This window comes from Flexivirga endophytica (assembly GCF_014640635.1).
Classification (GTDB): Bacteria; Actinomycetota; Actinomycetes; order Actinomycetales; family Dermatophilaceae; genus Flexivirga; species Flexivirga endophytica.
The window spans coordinates 384,852-405,477 of the sequence record NZ_BMHI01000004.1 but is presented as its reverse complement, the minus strand read 5'-3'; the positions used below and the strand labels follow the sequence as shown (position 1 = coordinate 405,477).

General features: G+C 67.3%; 19 protein-coding genes, 1 tRNA gene and 1 pseudogene. 7 read left to right on the top strand and 14 right to left on the bottom strand.

The window, feature by feature from the left end:
* Positions 1 to 64: 64 nt before the first annotated feature.
* Positions 65 to 694, bottom strand: coding sequence for an HAD family hydrolase (locus IEX71_RS13920; protein WP_188837636.1), 630 nt, complete (start codon positions 692 to 694; stop codon positions 65 to 67).
* An 87-nt stretch (positions 695 to 781) separates the two neighbouring features.
* Positions 782 to 4,612 carry a methionine synthase gene (gene metH, locus IEX71_RS13915; RefSeq protein ID WP_444542668.1) on the bottom strand — a complete coding sequence of 1,277 codons (3,831 nt, stop codon included), beginning with the start codon at positions 4,610 to 4,612 and terminating at the stop codon, positions 782 to 784.
* A gap of 262 nt (positions 4,613 to 4,874) precedes the next feature.
* Between metH and IEX71_RS13910 the strand changes: the two genes are divergently transcribed.
* The gene (locus tag IEX71_RS13910) at positions 4,875 to 5,720 is read left to right on the top strand and encodes a PAC2 family protein (RefSeq protein ID WP_188837635.1); all 846 of its coding nucleotides are present in this window, start codon (positions 4,875 to 4,877) and stop codon (positions 5,718 to 5,720) included.
* An 86-nt stretch (positions 5,721 to 5,806) separates the two neighbouring features.
* Here IEX71_RS13910 and mshC read toward each other — a convergent pair whose 3' ends face one another.
* The 5 genes from mshC to IEX71_RS13885 all read right to left on the bottom strand — a co-directional run bounded on the left by mshC (position 5,807) and on the right by IEX71_RS13885 (position 10,296).
* Positions 5,807 to 7,048 (bottom strand): cysteine--1-D-myo-inosityl 2-amino-2-deoxy-alpha-D-glucopyranoside ligase, encoded by a 1,242-nt coding sequence (gene mshC, locus IEX71_RS13905; protein ID WP_373284645.1) that lies wholly within the window; start codon positions 7,046 to 7,048, stop codon positions 5,807 to 5,809.
* A 96-nt stretch (positions 7,049 to 7,144) separates the two neighbouring features.
* Complete coding sequence (locus tag IEX71_RS13900) at positions 7,145 to 7,954, bottom strand: SCO1664 family protein (protein ID WP_188837633.1); 810 nt, start codon at positions 7,952 to 7,954, stop codon at positions 7,145 to 7,147.
* Positions 7,932 to 8,471, bottom strand: a complete 540-nt coding sequence (locus IEX71_RS13895; protein WP_188837632.1) for a DUF3090 domain-containing protein — start codon at positions 8,469 to 8,471, stop codon at positions 7,932 to 7,934. Before IEX71_RS13895 ends, IEX71_RS13900 begins: the two co-directional genes overlap by 23 nt.
* Before the next feature lie 10 nt (positions 8,472 to 8,481).
* A complete protein-coding gene (locus IEX71_RS13890) occupies positions 8,482 to 9,192 on the bottom strand; it encodes a histidine phosphatase family protein (protein WP_188837631.1) in 711 nt (236 codons plus the stop codon).
* A 3-nt stretch (positions 9,193 to 9,195) separates the two neighbouring features.
* On the bottom strand, positions 9,196 to 10,296 hold the full coding sequence (locus IEX71_RS13885; protein WP_229749728.1) for an LLM class F420-dependent oxidoreductase: 1,101 nt from the start codon (positions 10,294 to 10,296) through the stop codon (positions 9,196 to 9,198).
* 21 nt (positions 10,297 to 10,317) lie between these two features.
* On the opposite strand from IEX71_RS13885, the gene IEX71_RS13880 reads away from it, so the two are divergent.
* A complete protein-coding gene (locus IEX71_RS13880; protein WP_188837630.1) occupies positions 10,318 to 11,265 on the top strand; it encodes an aldo/keto reductase in 948 nt (315 codons plus the stop codon).
* Positions 11,266 to 11,269: 4 nt separating this feature from the next.
* On the opposite strand, the gene IEX71_RS13875 is transcribed toward IEX71_RS13880, so the two are convergent.
* Entirely contained in the window at positions 11,270 to 11,623 is a 354-nt protein-coding gene (locus IEX71_RS13875) for a hypothetical protein (protein ID WP_188837629.1), read from the bottom strand.
* 82 nt (positions 11,624 to 11,705) lie between these two features.
* Between IEX71_RS13875 and IEX71_RS13870 the strand changes: the two genes are divergently transcribed.
* Positions 11,706 to 11,900: a DUF5703 family protein gene (locus IEX71_RS13870; protein ID WP_229749727.1), complete on the top strand. Its 195-nt coding sequence runs from the start codon at positions 11,706 to 11,708 to the stop codon at positions 11,898 to 11,900.
* A 121-nt stretch (positions 11,901 to 12,021) separates the two neighbouring features.
* Here the strand turns inward: IEX71_RS13870 and IEX71_RS13865 are convergent, their stop codons facing one another.
* Positions 12,022 to 13,368: a M20/M25/M40 family metallo-hydrolase gene (locus IEX71_RS13865; RefSeq protein ID WP_188837627.1), complete on the bottom strand. Its 1,347-nt coding sequence runs from the start codon at positions 13,366 to 13,368 to the stop codon at positions 12,022 to 12,024.
* Between the two features lie 31 nt (positions 13,369 to 13,399).
* A complete protein-coding gene (locus IEX71_RS13860) occupies positions 13,400 to 14,923 on the bottom strand; it encodes an ATP-dependent DNA ligase (protein WP_188837626.1) in 1,524 nt (507 codons plus the stop codon).
* Between the two features lie 94 nt (positions 14,924 to 15,017).
* Here IEX71_RS13860 and IEX71_RS13855 point away from each other — a divergent pair, with 94 nt between their 5' ends.
* Positions 15,018 to 15,602, top strand: coding sequence for a TerD family protein (locus tag IEX71_RS13855; RefSeq protein WP_188837625.1), 585 nt, complete (start codon positions 15,018 to 15,020; stop codon positions 15,600 to 15,602).
* 147 nt (positions 15,603 to 15,749) lie between these two features.
* Positions 15,750 to 15,832 (top strand) — tRNA-Leu (locus IEX71_RS13850).
* Between the two features lie 136 nt (positions 15,833 to 15,968).
* On the opposite strand, the gene ilvD is transcribed toward IEX71_RS13850, so the two are convergent.
* Both ilvD and IEX71_RS22845 read right to left on the bottom strand, forming a co-directional pair.
* The gene (ilvD, locus tag IEX71_RS13845; RefSeq protein WP_188837907.1) at positions 15,969 to 17,657 is read right to left on the bottom strand and encodes a dihydroxy-acid dehydratase; all 1,689 of its coding nucleotides are present in this window, start codon (positions 17,655 to 17,657) and stop codon (positions 15,969 to 15,971) included.
* A gap of 54 nt (positions 17,658 to 17,711) precedes the next feature.
* Positions 17,712 to 17,852 (bottom strand): annotated as a pseudogene (locus tag IEX71_RS22845) (IS3-like element ISMyma3 family transposase); the annotation flags it as partial.
* A gap of 282 nt (positions 17,853 to 18,134) precedes the next feature.
* Between IEX71_RS22845 and IEX71_RS13840 the strand changes: the two are divergent.
* Entirely contained in the window at positions 18,135 to 18,338 is a 204-nt protein-coding gene (locus IEX71_RS13840) for a hypothetical protein (RefSeq protein ID WP_188837624.1), read from the top strand.
* Between the two features lie 149 nt (positions 18,339 to 18,487).
* Entirely contained in the window at positions 18,488 to 18,637 is a 150-nt protein-coding gene (locus IEX71_RS13835; RefSeq protein ID WP_188837623.1) for a GPGG-motif small membrane protein, read from the top strand.
* Between the two features lie 244 nt (positions 18,638 to 18,881).
* On the opposite strand, the gene IEX71_RS13830 is transcribed toward IEX71_RS13835, so the two are convergent.
* Both IEX71_RS13830 and IEX71_RS13825 read right to left on the bottom strand, forming a co-directional pair.
* Complete coding sequence (locus IEX71_RS13830; RefSeq protein WP_188837622.1) at positions 18,882 to 19,415, bottom strand: hemerythrin domain-containing protein; 534 nt, start codon at positions 19,413 to 19,415, stop codon at positions 18,882 to 18,884.
* A 42-nt stretch (positions 19,416 to 19,457) separates the two neighbouring features.
* Positions 19,458 to 20,624 carry an enolase C-terminal domain-like protein gene (locus IEX71_RS13825; protein ID WP_188837621.1) on the bottom strand — a complete coding sequence of 389 codons (1,167 nt, stop codon included), beginning with the start codon at positions 20,622 to 20,624 and terminating at the stop codon, positions 19,458 to 19,460.
* Positions 20,625 to 20,626 lie beyond the last annotated feature (2 nt).

Genomic DNA, 20,626 nt, shown 5'->3' with positions numbered 1-20,626 from the left:
GCGAACGCCGGGGCCGCTCCGTTGTGCCGACTCGATCATGACCTTCGGGCCAGGGCCCGGTCGATCAGGACCGCGTCCGCACCAGTGAAAGCAGCGCGTACGGCTCGATGCCGACCAGGGTGTCGACACGGGTGGCACCGGCGATGTCCGGCACCTCGGTGACGTGCGGGATGGCGATCGTCGGCACCCCGGCAGCGACGGCCGCGCGAACGCCCGGGATCGAGTCCTCGATCGCGACGCACTCGTCAGGGCGGGCACCGAGCTCACGCGCCGCGGTGAGGTAAGACTCAGGATCCGGCTTCCCCTTGCTGACCCGGTCACCGGTGACCACGACGGTGAAGGTGCCATGAGCAACCGCGTCGATCAGCACACCGGCGAACGACTCGTAGGACATCGTCACCAGGGCGTTCGGAACGCCTTCTGCCACCAGGCTCTTGAGCAGCTCCTCAGCGCCCGGACGCCACGGTACGTGCGCGCGCATGCCGGCAATGACCCGCTCGAGCAGGAAGTCGACGATCTCGGCGGAGGACAACGTCACCGGGCTGTTGTCGCGGATCAGCTGACCTGACACGGGCAGCGGGTTGCCGACCAGCTGGTAGGCCATCTCGTCGGTCCACTCCCCGCCGTATGACGCGACGAGTTCCTTCTCGGCGGCGATCCACAGGGGCTCGGTGTCGACGATGGTGCCGTCCATGTCCCACAGGACCGCAGCTGGAAGGTCTCGACCCGCCAGTGGGTCGCTGCGGTCCTCCGCTGTTCGAGCAGCGTTGGTATCGATGAGTCAGTCCTCCGGTTCGTAGCCGAGGTTGGACGACAGCCAACGCTCTGCCTGCTTCAACGTCCAGCCCTTGCGCTCGGCATACGACTCGACCTGGTCCCGGCCGAGCCGTCCGACGACGAAGTACTGCGAGTCGGGGTGCGAGAAGTACCAGCCGCTGACCGCGGCACCGGGCCACATGGCCATCGAGTCGGTCAGCTCGATCCCAGTCTGGTTCGTCGCGTCCAACAGCTCGAAAAGCGTTGCCTTCTCGGTGTGTTCGGGACACGCCGGGTAGCCGGGCGCAGGACGAATACCGCGATACTTCTCCGCGATCAGGTCCTCATTACTGAGCTTCTCGTCCGGCGCATAGCCCCACAGGTCGTGTCGCACGACGTCGTGCATGCGCTCGGCGAACGCCTCGGCAAGCCGATCAGCGAGCGATTCCAGCAGGATCGCGCTGTAGTCGTCGAGGTCGTCCTTGAACTCCTTGATCTTCTCCTGCGAGCCGAGACCGGCCGTCACGGCGAATCCGCCGATGTAGTCCGGCAGTCCCGTCTCCTTGGGCGCGATGTAGTCGGCCAGCGACCGGTTGGGGACACCCTCGCGGTGATGACCCTGCTGCCGCAGGTGGTGCAGCGTCGTACGGATCTCGCTGCGCGTCTCGTCGGCATACAGCTCGAGGTCGTCCCCGATGGCGTTGGCCGGGAAGAAGCCCACGACGCCGTTGGCGTGCAGCCAGCCCTCGGCGATGACCTTGTCCAGCATCTGCTGCGCGTCGTCCCACAGGCGACGGGCGGCCTCGCCGGTAGCCGGGTTGTTCAGGATGTCCGGGAACTTCCCCTTCATCTCCCACGCGTTGAAGAACGGCTGCCAGTCGACGTAGTCCCGCAGCGTCTCCAGCGGGTAGTCCTTGAACGTGCGGGTGTATGACGAGATCTTCCCGGAGTGGGAGTCCGGCTCACCGTCGTCGGCGACGTCCTTGGCCTGCTGCAACAGGAACCGCGGGCGCGGCGGCTTGTAGTCGCTCCAGTCGATCGGTGTGCGCTCGGCGAGGGCGTCGGCATACGACAGCAGCGGCCGGTCGTTCTTCTTCGCCGCGTGGCGCTTGCGGATCGAGTCGTAATCGGCGTTGATGTCGGCCATGAACGCGTCGCGTCGCTCGTCGGACAGGAGTGCAGCGGCGGTCGGCACCGACCGCGACGCGTCCTTCACCCAGACGACGTGACCGTGGTATTTCGGTGTCACCTTGACCGCTGTGTGCGCGCGGGACGTGGTGGCGCCACCGATCAGCAGCGGGACCTCCCAGCCCTGTCGCTCCATCTCCTCCGCCACGTTGACCATCTCGTCCAGCGACGGGGTGATCAGGCCGGACAGGCCGATCATGTCGGCCTTCTCGGCCTTGGCGGTGTCCAGGATCTTCTGCGCGGGCACCATCACGCCCAGGTCGACGACGTCGTAGTTGTTGCACTGCAGGACGACGCCGACGATGTTCTTGCCGATGTCGTGCACGTCGCCCTTGACCGTCGCCATGACGATCTTGCCCTTCGCGCGCTCGGCGTCACCGGGCTTCTTCTCCGCCTCGATGTAGGGGATCAGGTGCGCCACGGCCTTCTTCATCACCCGGGCGGACTTCACGACTTGGGGAAGGAACATCTTGCCGGCGCCGAAGAGGTCGCCGACGACGCCCATACCGTCCATCAACGGTCCCTCGATGACGTTGAGCGGACGCTCACCGCGCGACGCGAGCTCGGCTCGCATCTCCTCGGTGTCCTCGACGATGAACTCGTCGATACCCTTCACCAACGCGTGGGTGATGCGCTCACGAACCGGGTCGGCCCGCCACTTGAGCTTGTCGTCCGGACCCTGCTCCTCGGCGTCCTTGTTGTATTCCTCGGCCACCTCCAGCAGACGCTCGGTGGCGTCCTCGCGGCGGTCGAGCACGACGTCCTCGATGCGTTCGCGCAGCTTCGCGTCGATCTCGTCGTAGACGCCGAGCTGTCCGGCGTTGACGATGCCCATGGACAGACCGGCCCTGATCGCGTGGTAGAGGAACACCGCGTGGATCGCCTCACGCACCGGATTGTTGCCACGGAACGAGAACGAGACGTTGGAGACACCGCCGGACGTCTGGACACCGGGGAGGTTCTCGGTGATCCAGCGGGTCGCCTCGATGAAGTCGGTGCCGTAGGCGTGGTGCTCCTCGATGCCGGTCGCCAACGCGAACATGTTGGCGTCGAAGATGATGTCCTCGGCGGGAAAACCGACTTCCTTGGTCAGGATGTCGTAGGCCTTCTGACAGACCTCCTTGCGACGCTCGAGGGTGTCGGCCTGGCCCTCCTCGTCGAACGCCATCACCACGACCGCGGCGCCATACCGCCGGCACAGTCGAGCCTGCTCGATGAACTTCTCGGTGCCCTCCTTCATCGAGATGGAGTTGACGATGGGCTTGCCCTGGATGCAGCGCAGCCCGGCTTCGATGACCTCCCACTTGGAGGAGTCGATCATCACCGGCACGCGACAGATGTCCGGCTCGGTCGCGATCAGCTTGCAGAAGCGATCCATCGCCTCCACACCGTCGATCATGCCCTCGTCCATGTTGATGTCGATGACCTGCGCCCCGGCCTCGACCTGCTGGCGTGCGACGTTCAGCGCCGTCGGGTAGTCGCCGGCCTTGATCAGCTTGCGGAACCGGGCGGAGCCGGTGATGTTGGTCCGCTCGCCGACATTGACGAAGAGTGAGTCACGGGTGATGTTGAACGGCTCGAGACCCGACAGCCGCATGGCACGTTCCGGCTCGGACGGGACGCGCGGCGCCACACCGTCGATGCGCTTGCCGATCTCGGAGATGTGCTCGGGTGTGGTGCCGCAGCATCCTCCGAGCACGTTGACCAGGCCGCCGGTGGCGAACTCGCCGAGTATGTCGGCCATCTCCTCGGCCGGCTGGTCGTATTCACCGAAGGCGTTCGGCAGCCCGGCGTTCGGGTAGCAGAAGGTGAAACAGTCTGCGACCCGGGAGAGTTCGGCGGCATACTGCCGCATATCGGCGGCCCCCAGCGCACAGTTGAAGCCGACCGCGAGCGGTTGGGCGTGGCGGACGCTGTTCCAGAACGCCTCGGTGACCTGACCCGACAGGGTTCGTCCGGACGCGTCGGTGATGGTGCCCGAGATGAAGATCGGCCACCGCCGGCCACGTTCCTCGAAGAGCGTCTCCAGCGCGAAGATCGCCGCCTTGGCGTTGAGCGTGTCGAAGATGGTCTCCACCAGCAGGATGTCGCTACCGCCGTCGACAAGGCCCTCGGCCTGCTCGTGGTAGGCGTCGACGAGCTGCTCGAACGACGTGTTACGGGCGCCGGGATCGTTGACGTCTGGTGAGATCGACGCCGTCCGGTTGGTCGGGCCGAGCGCGCCGGCGACATACCGCGGGGACTCCTCGGTGCTCACCGCGTCGCAGGCGGCACGGGCGAGCCGCGCGGACTCGTAGTTGAGCTCGTAGCTCAACTCCTCCATGCCGTAGTCGGCCATCGAGATGCGCTGTGCGCTGAAGGTGTTGGTCTCGATGATGTCCGCACCGGACGCGAGGTAGGCGTCGTGGATCGCGCTGATGACCGACGGATTGGTGATCGACAACAGATCGTTGTTGCCCTTGACGTCCTTGTCCCAGTCCGCGAACCGCTCGCCACGGAACTCTTCCTCGCTGAGCTTGTGTCGCTGGATGAAGACGCCCATCGATCCGTCCAGCAGGAGGACGCGTTGCGCCATGGCGCTGCGCAGGGTGTCGGTGGCATCTGGACGGACCAGGGAGGCGTCGCGCGTCGACGGTGTCACGCGCGCAATGTCGGAGCGGCTGCTCACTGTGGTTAATCCTTCGTTCGCGTTGCGGTCGCAAGCTCCCTGCACCGCCACCGGAGGATTAACCTTCTGTGCCTGTGCTGGATGAACTTCGGGTGAGATCCCTTCGGGGAGTTTGCGCAGAACGGCACGAGTCTAACGACGGCGCGATCCTGCTGATCATCAGTCTTACTCGGCACCTTGCCACGGCTCGTCGCTGCGGGCGTGCAGCGGCTCACCGGCTTAAGCTGGAACTCCGAATGGTCATCACGATGAGGAGGTCCCGGTGATCGAATTCGAGGACGTGCCCCTGCTGCGCGACCCGATCATGATCGCTGCCTTCGAGGGGTGGAACGACGCCGGCGAGACCGCCTCCGCCACGGTGACCCACCTGATCGAGACCTGGAGCGCCACACCGCTGGCCGCGCTCGATCCCGAGCTCTACTACGACTTCCAGGTCAACCGCCCACGCATCAGCAGCGATGGGGGCCGCCGCGAGATCGTCTGGCCGACCACCCGGATCTTCCTGGCGCAGGAAACTCCCCTGGACCGCGACGTCATCCTGGTGCAGGGCATCGAGCCGTCCATGAAGTGGCGCAGCTTCACCGAGGAGTTGATGGACTTCGCGACCAGCTGCGAGGTCGGGATGATCATCACACTCGGCGGCCTGCTCGCAGACGTGCCGCACACCCGCCCGATACCGGTCACCGTCACCTCGGAGCACGAGGAGACCCGGCAGCGGTATGACGTCGAACCCAACCGTTACGAGGGCCCCACGGGGATCGTCGGCGTGCTCACCGACGCGGCGCACCAGGCTGAAGTGCCGACCCTGTCGTGTTGGGCCGCGGTCCCCCACTACGCCGGCGCCGGTCCGTCGCCCAAGGCGACGCTGGCGCTGCTGACCCGGTTGGAAGCGTTGTTCGACGCGCTGATCGGTCACGCCGACCTGCAGGAGCAGGCCCGCGCCTGGGAGCACGGTGTGGACGAGTTGGCCGCGTCCGACGACGAGGTCGCCGACTACGTCCACTCGCTCGAGCAGACCCAGGACACGACCGAGCTCCCCGAGGCCAGTGGTGACGCGATCGCGCGGGAGTTCGAGAAGTACCTCCGCCGCCGCGACACCGACGAATAGGTCGCTACTGTCGTCACTTCCTCGCCGGATACGCACTCCCGGGCGACATACTCGCTACCGTCGTCACTTCCTCGCAGCCGAGAGAATCATGCGCGCAGGCCGAGCAGGGCGTCGATCGCGTCGGTCACTCGCGGGCTGGGTGCCCCCACCTCCGGACCGGCGGCCCAGTCGTCGATCAGCCGGACCGCCGTGGCACTGTCCAGGTCGTCGGCCAGCGCGGCGCGGATGCCGTCGACCAGCTCGTCGGCTCCGGCATCTCCACGGCACTCCAGCGCTCGCGTCCACCGGTCCCACCGCTTGACGGCGGTGTCCAAGAGGTCGTCCGTGTATTCCCACGGCGTGCGGTAGTGCTTGTCCAGCAGCACCAGTCGGATCGCCATCGGGTCGACACCGGCCCTGCGCAGGTCCGACACGCGCACCAGGTTGCCCTTGGACTTGCTCATCTTCTCGCCGTCATACCCGACCATTGCCTGGTGCGCGTAGGTGCGTGCGAACGGCGGGTCATCGGTCAGCGCGACGGCCTGCACGGCCGACATCTCGTGGTGCGGGAAGATCAGGTCGGTGCCGCCGCCCTGCAGGTCGAAGCCCATGCCGAGGTGATCCAGCGCGATCGTGGTGCACTCGACGTGCCACCCGGGCCGGCCCCGGCGCAACTCGCCCGCGTCCCATGCCGGCTCACCGGAACGCTCTACGCGCCACAGCAACGGGTCCAACGCGTCCCGTTTGCCCGCGCGGTCGGGATCGCCGCCACGGTCGGCGAAGACCTCCAGCATCTGCTCTCGCCCCCAACCACTCGCTGCACCGAACGTCGGCTGGGTCGACAGGTCGAGGTAGATGTCCTGCGCACCGTCCTCGGCCGCGTCCGGGGTCGGCACCGTGTAGGTGACGCCCTTCGCGACCAGGCCCTGGATGGTCCGGACGTGGTGATCCATCGTCTCCACCACACTCACGTGGTGGTCCGGCGGCAGCACGCGCAGCGCCGTCATGTCGGTGTGGAAGAGCTCGATCTCGCTGGTCGCCAGCTCGCGCCAGTCGACACCGTCACGCGTCGCGCGCTCCAACAGCGGGTCATCCACATCGGTGACGTTCTGCACGTATCGGACCTCGTGCCCGGCGTCACGCAGCACACGGCCGGCCAGGTCGAAGGTCACGTAGGTGGCGGCGTGCCCGAGGTGGGTGGCGTCATACGGAGTGATGCCGCAGACGTACATCCGGGCGACGTCACCGAGCTCGAGCGCGGTCACGGTCGAGGTTTTCGCCTGCCACAACGCCAGCGCTCGGCCTTTTCCTTGTAAACCGGGCAGATTCGGCGGAGTCCACGGAGCAATTGTCATCGGGGTCCCTGCGAAGTATCGGAGCGAGGTACGAGCAGAGAACTTCGTGGGGTGATCACGCTCTCCAGCTTAAGCCGCCGTCACGACACGTCACCACAGCGGCCAGGGCAGCGGATGCCGGTGGTCCGGCGGCTCCGGGAACTGTCGCGTCTCCAGCAGCTCCTCGACGCGGTCACGGAGCGCCTCCAACTCGTCCTCCTGTATGGCGCCACGCAGCGCCTCGCCCAGCGCATTCGCCAGCGCCACACGCACTGACTCGAGTCGGCCGATCTCACACTCCGACAATGGTTCTCCCGCAAAACCCCACAGAACGGTCCGCAGCTTCTCCTCCGCGTGCAACGTCAGGCCGTGGTCGACGGCATACAGGTGTCCGTCGTCGAGGATCAGCGAGGATGCCTTGCGGTCGGCGTTGTTGAGGACGACGTCCAGCAGCGCGACGTCGCGAAGGTCCTGGTGGGGTGCGTGGGAGACCACCAACGGGCGATCCTCCTCGTCGTGCACGCCGAGCACCGGCAAGTAGTCCGACGGCACCGCTTCGAGCGGGTCGATGCGCAGCAGGTCGTTCTCGGCGACCGGCTCCAGCGGCCCGACCCACTGCTGGACAGAGCCTGCTCCCATCGGACCGTCGGGACGAAGCGCGGTCACCGGCACGCAGTCCCACTGCCCCGCCGCAGCGATCAGGTAGGCGGCGGACTCGCGCCCGGCCAGCGTCCCTTCGGGGAAGTCCCACAGGGGTTGCTCGCCACGAATCGGCTTGTAAACGGCGGGAATCCGCTCACCGCCATCCTCGACCCACACCCGCAGGACGAAGTTGGATGCCTGGACCAGTCGCCCTTCGACCTCCAGCGGCCCGTCGGACAGCAGCCGCTGCAGTCGCTCAGCGTCGATAGCCGTTGGCACGGGGGCAGATGTGGCCGGTGGGATCGAGTGGGCCGCCGCAGAACGGGCACGACGGACGGCCGTCCTCAACAGCGGCCAGCCCTCGCCTGGCGAACTCGCGGGCTTCGGCCGGGCCGAGCAGCACGCGGACGAGTTGGTCGTCCGGATCGGTGACCTCGCGCAGTTCCTCACCGTCGTCGGTCGGCTCGAGCTCGACCTGCTTGTCGTGCGCCTCGATGATCAGCACCTGCCGCTCGGGCTCCCAGGCCAGGCTCAGTGTGCTCACCCGGAACTCGTCCTCGATCGGCGTGGTGAGCGGCTCGTTGTCCTCCTTCGCGACGGGCACGTCCTTGTCCACGGACAGCTCGTCGAGCAGGTCGTTGACGCGCTCGGCGAGCACCGCGACCTGCTCCTTCTCCAGCGACACGGACACGACGCGCCGTCCTTCCACGACCTGCAGGAAGAACGTGCGGTCGCCGGGTGGACCGACCGTGCCGGCGACGAACCGGTCGGGGTGGTCGAATTCAAGGGTCGGCATACCTGAGAGCCTAATCCGACGAATCGGTGCCGGTCTCGCCACCGGGTGTCGCGTCGCCGGTCGGCTCGGACTTGTCGGGTATGTCGCTCAGGTCGCCCGTCGAATCGTTGATCCGCACCACGAACGGCCGACGCGCGGTGTAACGGATCGCGCTCACCGATGCGGGTCCGACGACGATGCGCTGGAACTGGTCGAGGTGGCTGCCGAGAGCGTCGGCCAGCACCGCCTTGATGACGTCGCCGTGGGACACCGCCACCCAGATCGCCTTCGGGCCGTGCTCGGCCTCCACCGCGGCATCCAGCTCGCGCACGGCAGCCACCGCACGCGCCGACATCTGCGCGAGGGACTCGTGCTCGAAGTCCGGCGACGGCGGGAACACGGCAGCGGACGGGTGATCCTGCACGGTGCGCCACAGGTCGTCCTTGACCAGCTCACTGATCTTCCGGCCGGTCCACGCGCCGTAGCGGCACTCCCCCAGCCGGTCGTCGGTCTCGACCGAGATGTCCGCGGAGTCCCCGATGACGGCGGCGGCCGTTTCCTGGCAGCGCTGCAGCGGGCTGCTGACGACGCGCAGGATCGGCAGCTTCTGCAGGCGGGCGTGCACGTCAGCGACCTGACGTTCGCCTGCCTCGTCCAGACCGACACCCGGACTCCAACCGGCAAGCACACCAGCGGTGTTGGATGTCGTGCGGCCGTGCCGCAGCAGCAGAACCGTTGCCATGCGCTACCGCAACCCTTCGGCGTCCATGATGTCCGCGAGGGTGTGGATCGCCGCGACCCGCTCCTCGAGGCTGTCGCCGGTGGGCGACACGCTGAGCGTCGTCACACCGGCCTCGGCATACGCATGAAGGCGCTCGGCAACATGCTCGCGCGGGCCGATCAGCGCGGTGCGGTCGATGAAATCCCGTGGGACCGCCATGGCGGCGTCCCGGTGCTTGCGGTCCAGGAAGAGGTCCTGCACCTCCTGCGCCGCTTCCTCGAAACCCATCCGCCGCGCGAGTGCGTTGTAGAAGTTCTTCTTCCGGGAGCCCATGCCGCCGACATACAGCGCGGCGTTCGCTCGCAACCGGTTCGCCCCGGTGTCCAGATCGCCGGCCATGCTCAGGCCGACCTGCGCCGCCACGTCGAAGCCGTCCAGCGAACCATCGGCATGCCCGGCCCTCTCACGGCCGACGCGCAGTTGCTCGAGCTGCTCCGGCAGATGCTCGGGGCTGACGAAGATGCCCAGCCAGCCGTCGGCGATCTCGCCGGTCAGCTCCATGTTCTTCGGACCGATGGACGCCAGATAGATCGGCACCTGGGCGCGCTCCGGCAGCAGGAGCAGCCGCAGCGCCTTGCCGGGGCCGTCCGGCAGCGGCAATTCGAAGTGTTTGCCGTGGTATTCGACGTTCTTGCGGTCGAACGCCAACCGGATGATGTCGACATACTCACGAGTGCGTCCCAGCGGACTGTCGAAACGTACGCCGTGCCAGCCCTCGCTCACCTGCGGACCCGACACCCCGAGGCCGAGACGGAAACGGCCGTCGGTGATCTTGTCCAGGGTCGCGGCGGTCATCGCCGCCATCGCGGGCGTGCGTGCCGGGATCTGGAAGACCGCGCTGCCCCATTCGAGGTTCTCGGTGAAAGCGCTCAGGTAAGCCGCCAGCGACGGCACGTCGGAGCCGTACGCCTCTGCCAGCCAGGCGACGCGGTAGCCGGCGACGTCGGCGGCCTGCGTGAGTGCCTTCATCGCGGCCAGGTCGTCGGTGCCCGTAGTACCCCAGTAGCCGAGGTTGATGCCCAGATCCATGAACACGACGCTACCGGCCTCCACCGGCTCGGTCACCGGCACCATTACGGTTGGGCCGTGCAATCGGTGAATGTGGGCAGGTCGGGGCTGCGCGTCAGTGATCTCACGCTCGGCACGATGAACTGGGGAGACACCGTCGACGAGATCTTCGCCGAGGAGATCATGCGGGACTTCCGCGACGCCGGCGGGACGACGATCGACACGGCGTACGGCTACGGCGACGGTGCGGCCGAGCAGATCCTGGGTGATCTCGTCGCAGGGGGCGACCGGGACGACCTGGTGCTGGTCGGCAAGGCCGGCATCTCCCGCACGACCGGTTCACGGGTGGTCGACACCTCGCGGGGCACCCTGTTGAAACAACTCGACGCGTCGCTGCACCGATTGCGGACGGACCACCTCGATCTGTGGCTGGTGCACACCTGGGCCGACGACGTGCCGCTCGAGGAGACGATGTCCGCGCTCGAGCATGCGGTGTCGACGGGTCGAGCGCGGTATGTCGGGGTGTCCAACTATTCCGGTTGGCAACTCGTCGCGGCACACTCGATCCTGCGCGATGCACGAATCCCGTTGACCGCCAACGAAGTCGAATACAGCCTGGTCGCGCGTGGCCCGGAAACGGAAGTGCTGCCCGCCGCCGATCACGTAGGTGCCGGTGTCCTCGCGTGGGCTCCGCTCGGCGGTGGAGTGCTGACCGGGAAATATCGCCGGGGCGTGCCCGCTGACTCACGGGCTGCGTCCGGTCGGCACACCGGGTGGGCCGCTCGCCGGTTGGGCGGCACCTCCGACTCGGTCGTCGATGCAGTGGCGACCGCGGCCGACGGCCTCGGCGCCAGCCCGGCTCAGATCGCGTTGAGTTGGACGCGAACTCGTCCGGGGATCAGCTCACTCGTCGTCGGGGTGCGCAACCGGACGCAGCTGCGCACCGTGCTGGCGAGTGCGGAGACGCAACTCCCGCCACAGATCGCGCAGGCGTTGGACGACGTGTCGCGCGTGCAGCAGGTGTAATGACCTAGCGGTCGGCGTCCTCGAAGTCCAGGTCGTCGGCGTCGTCGCCGGAGAGTCCGACGTAGCGCGGCTCGTCGCCGTCTTCCACGTCATCCGTGTCGTCATCGTCCGAGTCATCGTCGTCCGCTTCGTCGTCGGAGTCGTCCTCGTCGTCATCCCCGACGTAGACCTCCAACGGGGTGACTTCGCCATAGGTGTCCATGAGGGCGTCGTCGTAGTCCTCGAAGGCGTCGGCGAGATCGCGATAGGCGGCCACCACCGACGGGTCGTTCTCGCTGCGGCGTGATGCAGCGGCCTCCAGATGACGCTCCAACGCACTCACCAGGGCGGACAATGCGGCACGTGGCTCAGCGGTCATGGTTTGACCGTACCGGGTCGGTAGTGGTTCGGCACAGAGCGACGCCCCCAACGCGCCATGGATCCGCACGGCGTGGGTGATAATGGCCGTGATGACCGAGTACGAATTCCGCGTGCTGAACTTCCCACGCGACGCCAGCCGGTCCGATGTGCGACAGGTGATCGCGGACCACGCCGAATACGGCCATTGGGAGTTGGCGCGCTCTCGGCTCTACCTCGGCGGTGCCCGCCGGGTGTGGTTGCGACGCCGCATCATCCGGGTCCGCCGCACCGCGTAATACCTGCTGGTCGAGTAGGTCCTGGCGGAGCGAAGCGGGGGAAGGCCCGTATCGAGGCCAGCATCAACTCAACATTTGATCTCGATACGCTCCTTCGTCGCTACTCGATCCGCATGCCCGCTCAGCAGTCGTGCAGGAACTCGCCGAGCACTCGCGCACCGAACTTCAGCGACTCCACCGGCACGCGCTCGTCGATGCCATGGAACATCGGGGCGAAGTCGAGGTCGGCCGGCAGTTGCAGTGGAGCGAAACCGTAGCCGGTGATGCCGAGCCGCTTGAGCGCCTTGTTGTCGGTGCCGCCCGACAGGCAGTAGGGCAGGATCGCGGCCTGCGGGTCCTGGGACAGCAGTGCGCGCTTCATCTTGTCCACCAGGGGCGCGTCGAAGGGCGCCTCGAGCGCGATGTCGTGGTGCAGCACCTCGACCTCGACGAACTCGCCGGCAAGCTCGCGGATGGTGGCCATCAGGTCGTCCTCGTGGCCCGGCAGGTAACGGCAGTCCAGGGACGCTGACGCCGACTGCGGTATGACGTTGTGCTTGTATCCGGCGTCGAGCATGGTGAAGTTCGAGGTGTCGCGCAGGGTGCCCTCGACGAAGCCGCGGGCGCCGCCGAGCTTGTCCAGGAGCGGGCCGAGGTCGGCGTCGCTGTAGGTCACGCCGGACAGGTCGCTCAAACCGTCGAGCAACTGCCGGACGGACGCGATGTATTCGCGCGGCCACTCGTGCGCGTCGATGCGCGCGATGGCCTGCGCCAGGCGCACCACAGCGTTGTCGTCGTTGGGCACCGAGCCGTGCCCGGCCCGACCGTGTGCGTGCAGGCGGAGCCAGGCGATGCCCTTCTCCGCGGTCTGCAACAGGTAGGCGCGCTGTTGGCCCGCCTTGCCGTCGAAGGTGACGGAGTAACCACCGACCTCACTGATCGCCTCCGTGACGCCTTCGAAAAGCTCCGGGTGGTTGTCGACCAGCCAGTGACTGCCCTTGACTCCCCCGGCCTCCTCGTCGGCGACGAAGCCCACCACCAGATCGCGAGCCGGTTTGCGACCGGTGCGCGCCAGCTCCCGCACACAGGACAGGATCATCGCGTCCATGTCCTTCATGTCCACCGCGCCACGCCCCCAGACGCAGCCGTCCTTGATCTCGGCACCGAACGGATCTACCTGCCAGTCCTCGGCATTCGCCGGCACGACGTCGAGGTGACCGTGCACGGCCAGCGCCCCACGGTCGGAGTCCTCGCCCTCGAGGCGCACCAGCACCGACGCGCGACCAGGCTCGCTCTCCAGCAAGGTCGGCTCGAGACCGACCTCGATCAATTCCTGCATGACGTATTCGGCGGCTTTGCGCTCACCCGGACCGCTGCCGTCGCCGTAGTTGCTGGTGTCGATGCCGATCAGATCCTGCGTGATCCGGACGACTTCATCCTCCGCAGTCAGTTGCTTCGTGTTGTCCTCGCCGGTGCCCGCTTGCGTCATACGTCCACCCTGCCACGGTTGCGTCGCGGGATCACTGCCCGGCCAGTGCCCGGACGGTGTCGATCGTGTCGGCTTCCTCGGCGGTCTTGTCGTCCCGGTAGCGGATCACGCGTGCGAAGCGCAGGGCGAGCCCGCCCGGATAACGGCTGGAACGCTGCAGTCCGTCGAAGGCGATCTCGACGACCTGCTCGGGGCGCACGTGCACGACCCAGTCGCCGCGGTCGGTTGCGAGCTCGGTGAACCGCTCGGTCTGCCAGCGCAGCATCTCGTCAGTCATCCCCTTGAACGTCTTGCCCAGCATCACCAGGCCACCGGTCTCCGGGTCACGGGCCCCGAGATGGATGTTGGACAGGAAGCCCTTGCGTCGTCCACTGCCCCACTCGACGGCCAGCACGACCAGGTCGAGCGTGTGCCGTGGCTTCACCTTGACCCAACCCGCGCCGCGGCGGCCGGCGGCATACGGGCTGTCCAGATCCTTGACGACGACGCCCTCGTCGCCACCCGCGACGCGCTGTGCGAAGAACTCCCGCGCCTGCGCCTCATCCGCGACGGCGGCCCGCTCGACCAACCACTGGTCGGGCACCAGCTGGGCCAAGCGCCGGCAGCGCTCCCGCAACGGACGGTCGATGAGATCCGCGCCCTCGAGATGCAGCACGTCGAAGAACTTCGGCGTCACCGGTGTCTGCTCGCGCAGCCGCTGCGGGTCGGCGCTGCTCCCGGTGCGCGCACTCGTCACCTGGAACGGCAGCGGCCGCCCGTCGGGGTCCAGCGCGATGGCCTCACCGTCGAGCACCACGGTGTGGGCCCGCAGCGACCGCACGATCTCGACCACCTCGGGAAGGCGGTCGGTGATGTCCTCCAGGCTCCGGGTGAAGAGACGCACCTCGTCGGCGACCTTGTGTGCCTGCACGCGGATGCCGTCGAGCTTGGTCTCGATCTGCTGGTGCTGGGCGAGGTCAACGGCATCGCCGATGTCCGGGGCGCTGCCGGCCAGCATCGGACGGACCGGTCGGCCGACGACGAGCCCGATCTGTGCCACGGCATCAGCGCCGCCGGTCATCGAGGCCGCAGCGACGGGGGCCGTGAAACCGGCGAGCATGACTGCACGCCGGATCGCCGGCTCGGGGACAGCGCTCGCCCGGGCGATCGCGGCCAGCATCACGCCGTCACCGGCGCCCTGGCGCAGCTCGCCCTGGATCAGCCCGGTGGCGAAGCGTTGCTCGGCGGCGGTCAGCCGGCCGAACAGCGTCGCCAACAGCTCCTTGCGCTGCCCGACGGAGCCGGCGCCGCTCACGGACGCCACAGCGGTCAGCACCTCGTCGAACTCTCGCACGGTCACACTCGCCTTCGGTGCCGCCTCGGGCGCGTCGCGCAGTCCGCGCCATCCGACGCCGATGCGCCGCTGCGGCAGCACTCCGGCCAGGTATGACGCCACGAGCGGCACCTCGTCAGGCGTCGCGTCGCGCAGCAGCTGCGCCACCGCGTCCCGCTTGGCCAATCGAGAGCGGGTCGCGCGCACCGCCTCGGACACAGTGATGACCTGCTCCACCAGCATGACGGCAGTCTGCCTGCCACCTCCGACATACGGGAACGATCGCGACGCGCTAGCGTCATACCTGAAACAGCCAGAGACACGAAGGGGAAAGCACATGCCGGTCAATCTGAGCAAGGGCGCCAACATCTCGTTGGAGAAGGCAGCACCGGGTATGACGACCGCGATCGTCGGCCTGGGCTGGAACCCACGCACCACCGACGGCGCGCAGTTCGACCTCGACGCGTCGGTGCTGCTGCTCGCCGAGAACGGCAAGGTCCGCAACCAGTCCGACTTCGTCTTCTACAACAACCTGACCGGCGACAACGGTTCGGTCCAGCACCTCGGTGACAACCGCACCGGCGAGGGCGAGGGCGACGACGAGCAGATCAAGGTCACACTCGGCCAGGTCTCCCCTGACGTCCAGCGCATCGCGTTCGTGGCGTCGATCGACCAGGCCGACGCACGGGGCCAGAACTTCGGTCAGGTCTCCGACGCGTTCATCCGGATCTTCGACGCCGACGACCCGTCCAACAACGACAAGGGCGCCCGGTTCGACCTCGGCGAGGACGCCGCGACCGAGTCGGCACTCGTCTTCGGTGAGCTCTACCGCAACGGGGCCGAGTGGAAGTTCCGCGCCGTCGGGCAGGGCTACTCCAGCGGCCTCGCCGGCGTCATCAAGGACTTCGGCCTGGACGTCTGAGCAACCGGATCGGTGGATCCACGACCGGTTGCCGGGATGACAAATGTCTTCCGCCTCGGGCCGTGGCACGATTGAAGGAAACCGGCTACTGCGTGCTAGTGTTTCCGCTCGTTGGCCGGGCCAAGAGGACGGTTGACACACCCATTTGTCCGGGTGGCGGAATGGCAGACGCGCTAGCTTGAGGTGCTAGTCCCTTAACGGGGGTGGGGGTTCAAGTCCCCCTCCGGACACTTAACACACGAACACCCTGTGGATCCGAACGCATCGGTTGCACAGGGTGTTTCGCGTTCGGGTCCGCGGGTCACGACGATCGACCCGGCTGCAACCGGGTATGCCTGCCAAATCGGCCCGGCAACCAGCGCGCGCTCAGCCGGTCACCGCTCCGTGTGAGGCGGATTGGGCCATCGCTGCGAACTTGGCCAGCACCCCGCGGGTGTACTTCGGCGGTGGCGGCGCCCAGCCGTCGGCACGTCGCGCCAACTCGTCCTCATCGACGAACAGATCGAGCAACCGGCCCGCGACGTCGAGCCTGATCCGGTCCCCATCCCGGACGAACGCGATCGGGCCGCCGTCGACCGCTTCCGGTGCGACGTGCCCGACACACGCCCCGGTCGTCCCGCCGGAGAAGCGCCCGTCGGTCAGCAGCAGGACGTCCTTGCCGAGCCCGGCACCCTTGATCGCACCCGTGATGGCGAGCATCTCCCGCATGCCGGGGCCGCCCTTCGGGCCTTCATAACGTATGACGACGACGTCGCCCGCCACGACCGTGCCGTCCTCCAGCGCCCGCATCGCGGCCTGCTCGCCGTCGAAGACCCGTGCGGGCCCCTCGAAGACGTCATCGTCGAACCCGGCGCTCTTGATCACCGCACCCTCCGGCGCAAGGGACCCCTTCAAGATCGTGAGCCCACCGGTCGGGTGGATCGGGTGCCCGACCGGACGGATGATGTCACCGTCCACGGCGGGCGGCGCGATGTCGTCGAGGTTCTCCGCGACGGTCTTGCCGGTCACCGTCAGGCAGTCGCCGTGGATCAGACCCGCGTCCAGCAGGGCACGCATCACGACAGGTATGCCGCCGACCTTGTCCACGTCGTTCATCACGTATCTGCCGAACGGCTTGAGGTCCCCCAGGTGCGGGACTTTGTCGCCGATCCGGTTGAAGTCGTCGATGGTCAGGTCGACGTCGGCCTCGCGGGCCATCGCCAACAGGTGCAGCACCGCGTTGGTGGATCCGCCCAGCGCCATCAGGACGGTGATGGCGTTCTCGAACGCCTCCATCGTCATGATCTGGCGTGCGGTGATCCCCTTCCGCAGCATCTCGACCGCCGCCGCGCCGGAGCGGTGTGCGAACCCGTCCCGTCTCCGATCGACTGCCGGCGGAGCGGCGGAGCCGGGGATCGACATACCCATCGCCTCGGCGATCGACGCCATCGTGTTCGCGGTGTACATGCCGCCGCAGGCGCCCTCGCCCGGGCAGATGGCCCGCTCGATGCGGTCGACCTCGTCGCGAGTGATCAGCCCCTTGATGCAGGCGCCGACGGCCTCGAAGGCGTCGATGATCGTCACGTCCTTGCCGTCCACCTGACCGGGCATGGTCGACCCGGCATACAGGAACACGGAGGACAGATCCAGCCGGGCGGCGGCCATCAGCATGCCGGGCAGGCTCTTGTCGCACCCGGCGAGCAGGACCGAACCGTCCATCCGCTCGGCCATCATCACGCACTCGACCGAATCCGCAATGATCTCACGGGAAACCAGCGAGAAGTGCATGCCCTCGTGCCCCATCGAGATGCCGTCGGAGACCGAGATGGTGCCGAACTCCAACGGGTATCCACCGGCGGCGTGCACACCGTTCTTGACAGCCTTCGCCAGGCGGTCCAGCGAGAGGTTGCACGGCGTGATCTCGTTCCAACTCGAGGCCACCCCGATCTGGGGTTTGGCGAAGTCCTCGTCGCCCATCCCCACAGCGCGCAGCATCCCGCGGGATGCCGTCCGTTCCAAGCCGTCGGTGACCTCGCGGCTGCGGGGCTTGATGTCGATCTCCGGAGAATCACTCATCTTCGCGAACCTAGCAGCGTATGGCGACCGTTCGGGCGCGGTTGAGCTGCAGCCCGACCTTTCCAGGTCAGCGCGACTCCTCCGACAGGTCGCCGTGGCGCCGACGCGCGAGCCGGCACCAACCTCAGCCTGCCGCACCCACTTGCGCAGCGTGTCCGGCGTCCCGACACCCAGCGACGGCGCGACCCGGCCCATCGCCGCCCACTCAGCCTCCTCAACCGGCCGCTCCGCGACCATCCCGCATCGCACGCGACTTCAAATCCGCCGGAGACCGCTTCGTCGTGTTCCGCGGCGTAACTGCAACCCTCTTAAGGACTGGAGTCTCCGGCCGACGCGCGCAGACATGTCGCCGAGGGCTCCGCTGCTCATCCAAGCTCGGCCGGTCGTCGAGCAACGCGTGACATGGCCGCACGTCGGACAAGAATGCATTTCGGGGATGTGGGTACGACTCGTGGACATTCACGGCAGGAGGTCGTCATGAACACCACGAACGAGGGCCAACGGGCGAAGGTCGACCAACAAGACGGTGGACCCGGCTCGCACAACGAGGACGACAGCGGCGGTGCCGAGAACGATGTTGCTAGCGGCGGTGTCAGTGAACGCGCCCACGACAATGACGACACGTCGCATGATGACGGCCTCGAGCGCGATGTGAATAGGGATCCCGACACCGCTGGTTGACACCTTGGACGTGTCGATTCGCTTGATCACTCAGCCGAGATACAGACCGAGTTCCTCGAGCGGTGACGGTCGTCCGCAATCTGCGACCTGTTTAGGTGCAACTTGCTACCCATCAGCTCCCCCTACCCCGTACATCCTTAGGAGAGATCATGACGTTTCTATTGTGGATCGTGGCAGTCATTCTGGTGATTGCTGGCATCGTGACCCTTATCCAGGGAAGCCTTATTCTGGGCATCGTGCTGATCGTGGTCGGTCTTGCCGTCGGGCCCGGCGGTTGGAGCCTGATCAAGCGGCGCTGACCGGCTGAGCGCGTGAATCTCACCTCGCTCGCTGTCCCCCGAACTCCGACGGGGTTCAGTGATTAGCGGAAGTGCGGCCCCGGCGGCGTTCTCGAGACAGGCTTACCGATGTCGGCTCGCCGGAAAGCCGGAACGTGAAGTCGGCCAGGTCCGACTGCACCGTGTGCAGCGTGGTGCCGTTCTGTGGCACCGCGGCGCCGCTGATCGGTCGAGTACGGACTGCAACAGATCGCGCTGACTCCCGTCAGCCGGCCAGCCAGGTCGTGCTGTCCCGAACCATGGTGGAGAAGGTCCCGTACTCGATCGGGCACTCGCCTTCCACTGCGGTCGCGACCGCGTGCAGCGCCTGCCCGATCCTCATTCGCTCGGTGGCGCCGAGTTCGCCGAACAACGGCAGTTCGGAGGACTCCTCGGCCGTCGCGTGATGCGTGACGGCTTCCTCGAGCAGGGCGAGCTGCATGTTGTATTCGTACGACCCGTGGTCGAGTTCCTGAAGCCGCTCGATCAGCTGGACCGTTTGCCGCTCCTCGGCCATGCGGTCGTCGCCGACCCCGACCGGACCACCCCCGGCGTGCGCGAGCGAGGGGTGGACCGTCAACTGCTCGGCAGCTTCGTGCATGGCCAGCAACCGCAACAGCCGCTCAGTGGCCACTTCCTGATCCTTCTCGGACCCGGTCTTCGCGGCATGGAACGCGGCGCGGATCATGCCATGCTGCGCCGTGACCGCGCCGACGATCTCAATCGCTGTGGGTACGTCGTCGATGTTCTTCTGGTCCATACCCGCGCCATACCCGCTCTTGCCGGCGATGACACAGCCGGCTCAGGTGAGCCGTGGGGGCCGATGCGCGTCCAGTGAGGTGACTGCGCGCATACCGACACGTTGGGTCGAGACATCATCGACCGCGAAGCGCGACACGTCCTTCAGCCGATAACCGTGCCCCAAGGCCGCGGGGCGCACCGACGACATCTGCCCGTTTCGGACGGCCGGTGCCCCCTCGATCAACTGTTCCTCCACGGTGACGTGGTCGCTGAACCACTCGGTGTGGCGAACTGTGTGATCTGCGAGTGCCAGCGGCAGGTGCAGCGCGGGCGCGCCGTGCCCGGAGACAGGGACGTGGACCGCGTGCGCGTATGCCGCACACCGCCGCCACCCCGTGTAGCCGCCGCACCGTGTCACATCCAGCTGGACACAGTCGACGGCCTCACACATCGAGCGCGCATCGGAGATCTCGGCGATGTACTCCCCCGCGGCCACTTCACAGTTCAGGGCATCGCTCAACTGTCCGAGCCCCGGCAGGTCCTCGCTGGACACCGGCTCCTCGAACCACGTCACGCCGAGCAGGTCCAGGTCCTGGCCGACGTGCATCGCCTGGCTTCGTGAGTAGCCGCCGTTCGCGTCGACCATCACCTGGGCGTCGCCGCGCACTCTGGCCATGACACGGGCGACCCGGTCGAGGTCACGCGTCAGGTTGCGCCCCCAATTCTCACCGATCTTCAGCTTCAGCGCCGAACAGCCGGCACTCAGCCACGCCTCGACCTGCTCGTCGAGCTGACCGTCGTCCATGGAGGTGAAGCCGCCGGACCCGTAGACCGGGACCGAGTCGCGGTGCGCACCCCAAAGGTCTGCCAGCGGCACCCGCAGCGCTTTGCTGCGCAGATCCCAGAACGCGATGTCCATCGCACTGATCGCTGCCATCGCCACACCGCGCGTCCCGAGGTTGCGGCAGGCACGGTGCATCCGTTCCCACAGACGTCCCGGGCTGGACGAATCCTCGCCCAAGACCTCCGGCGCGAGGACCGATCGGATGATCTCCACCGCCGCCGGCGACGTGTACGACCACCCGAGCCCGACCTCTGGGCCCGCACGCACTTCCACGGTCACGACGTTGGTGTGATCCCACGTCAGGGTGCCGTCGCTCTCCGGCGCCGACGTCGCGAACGACAGCGCTCGGACCTCGACCTCGTCGACTACAGCTGCGTGCGTCATCC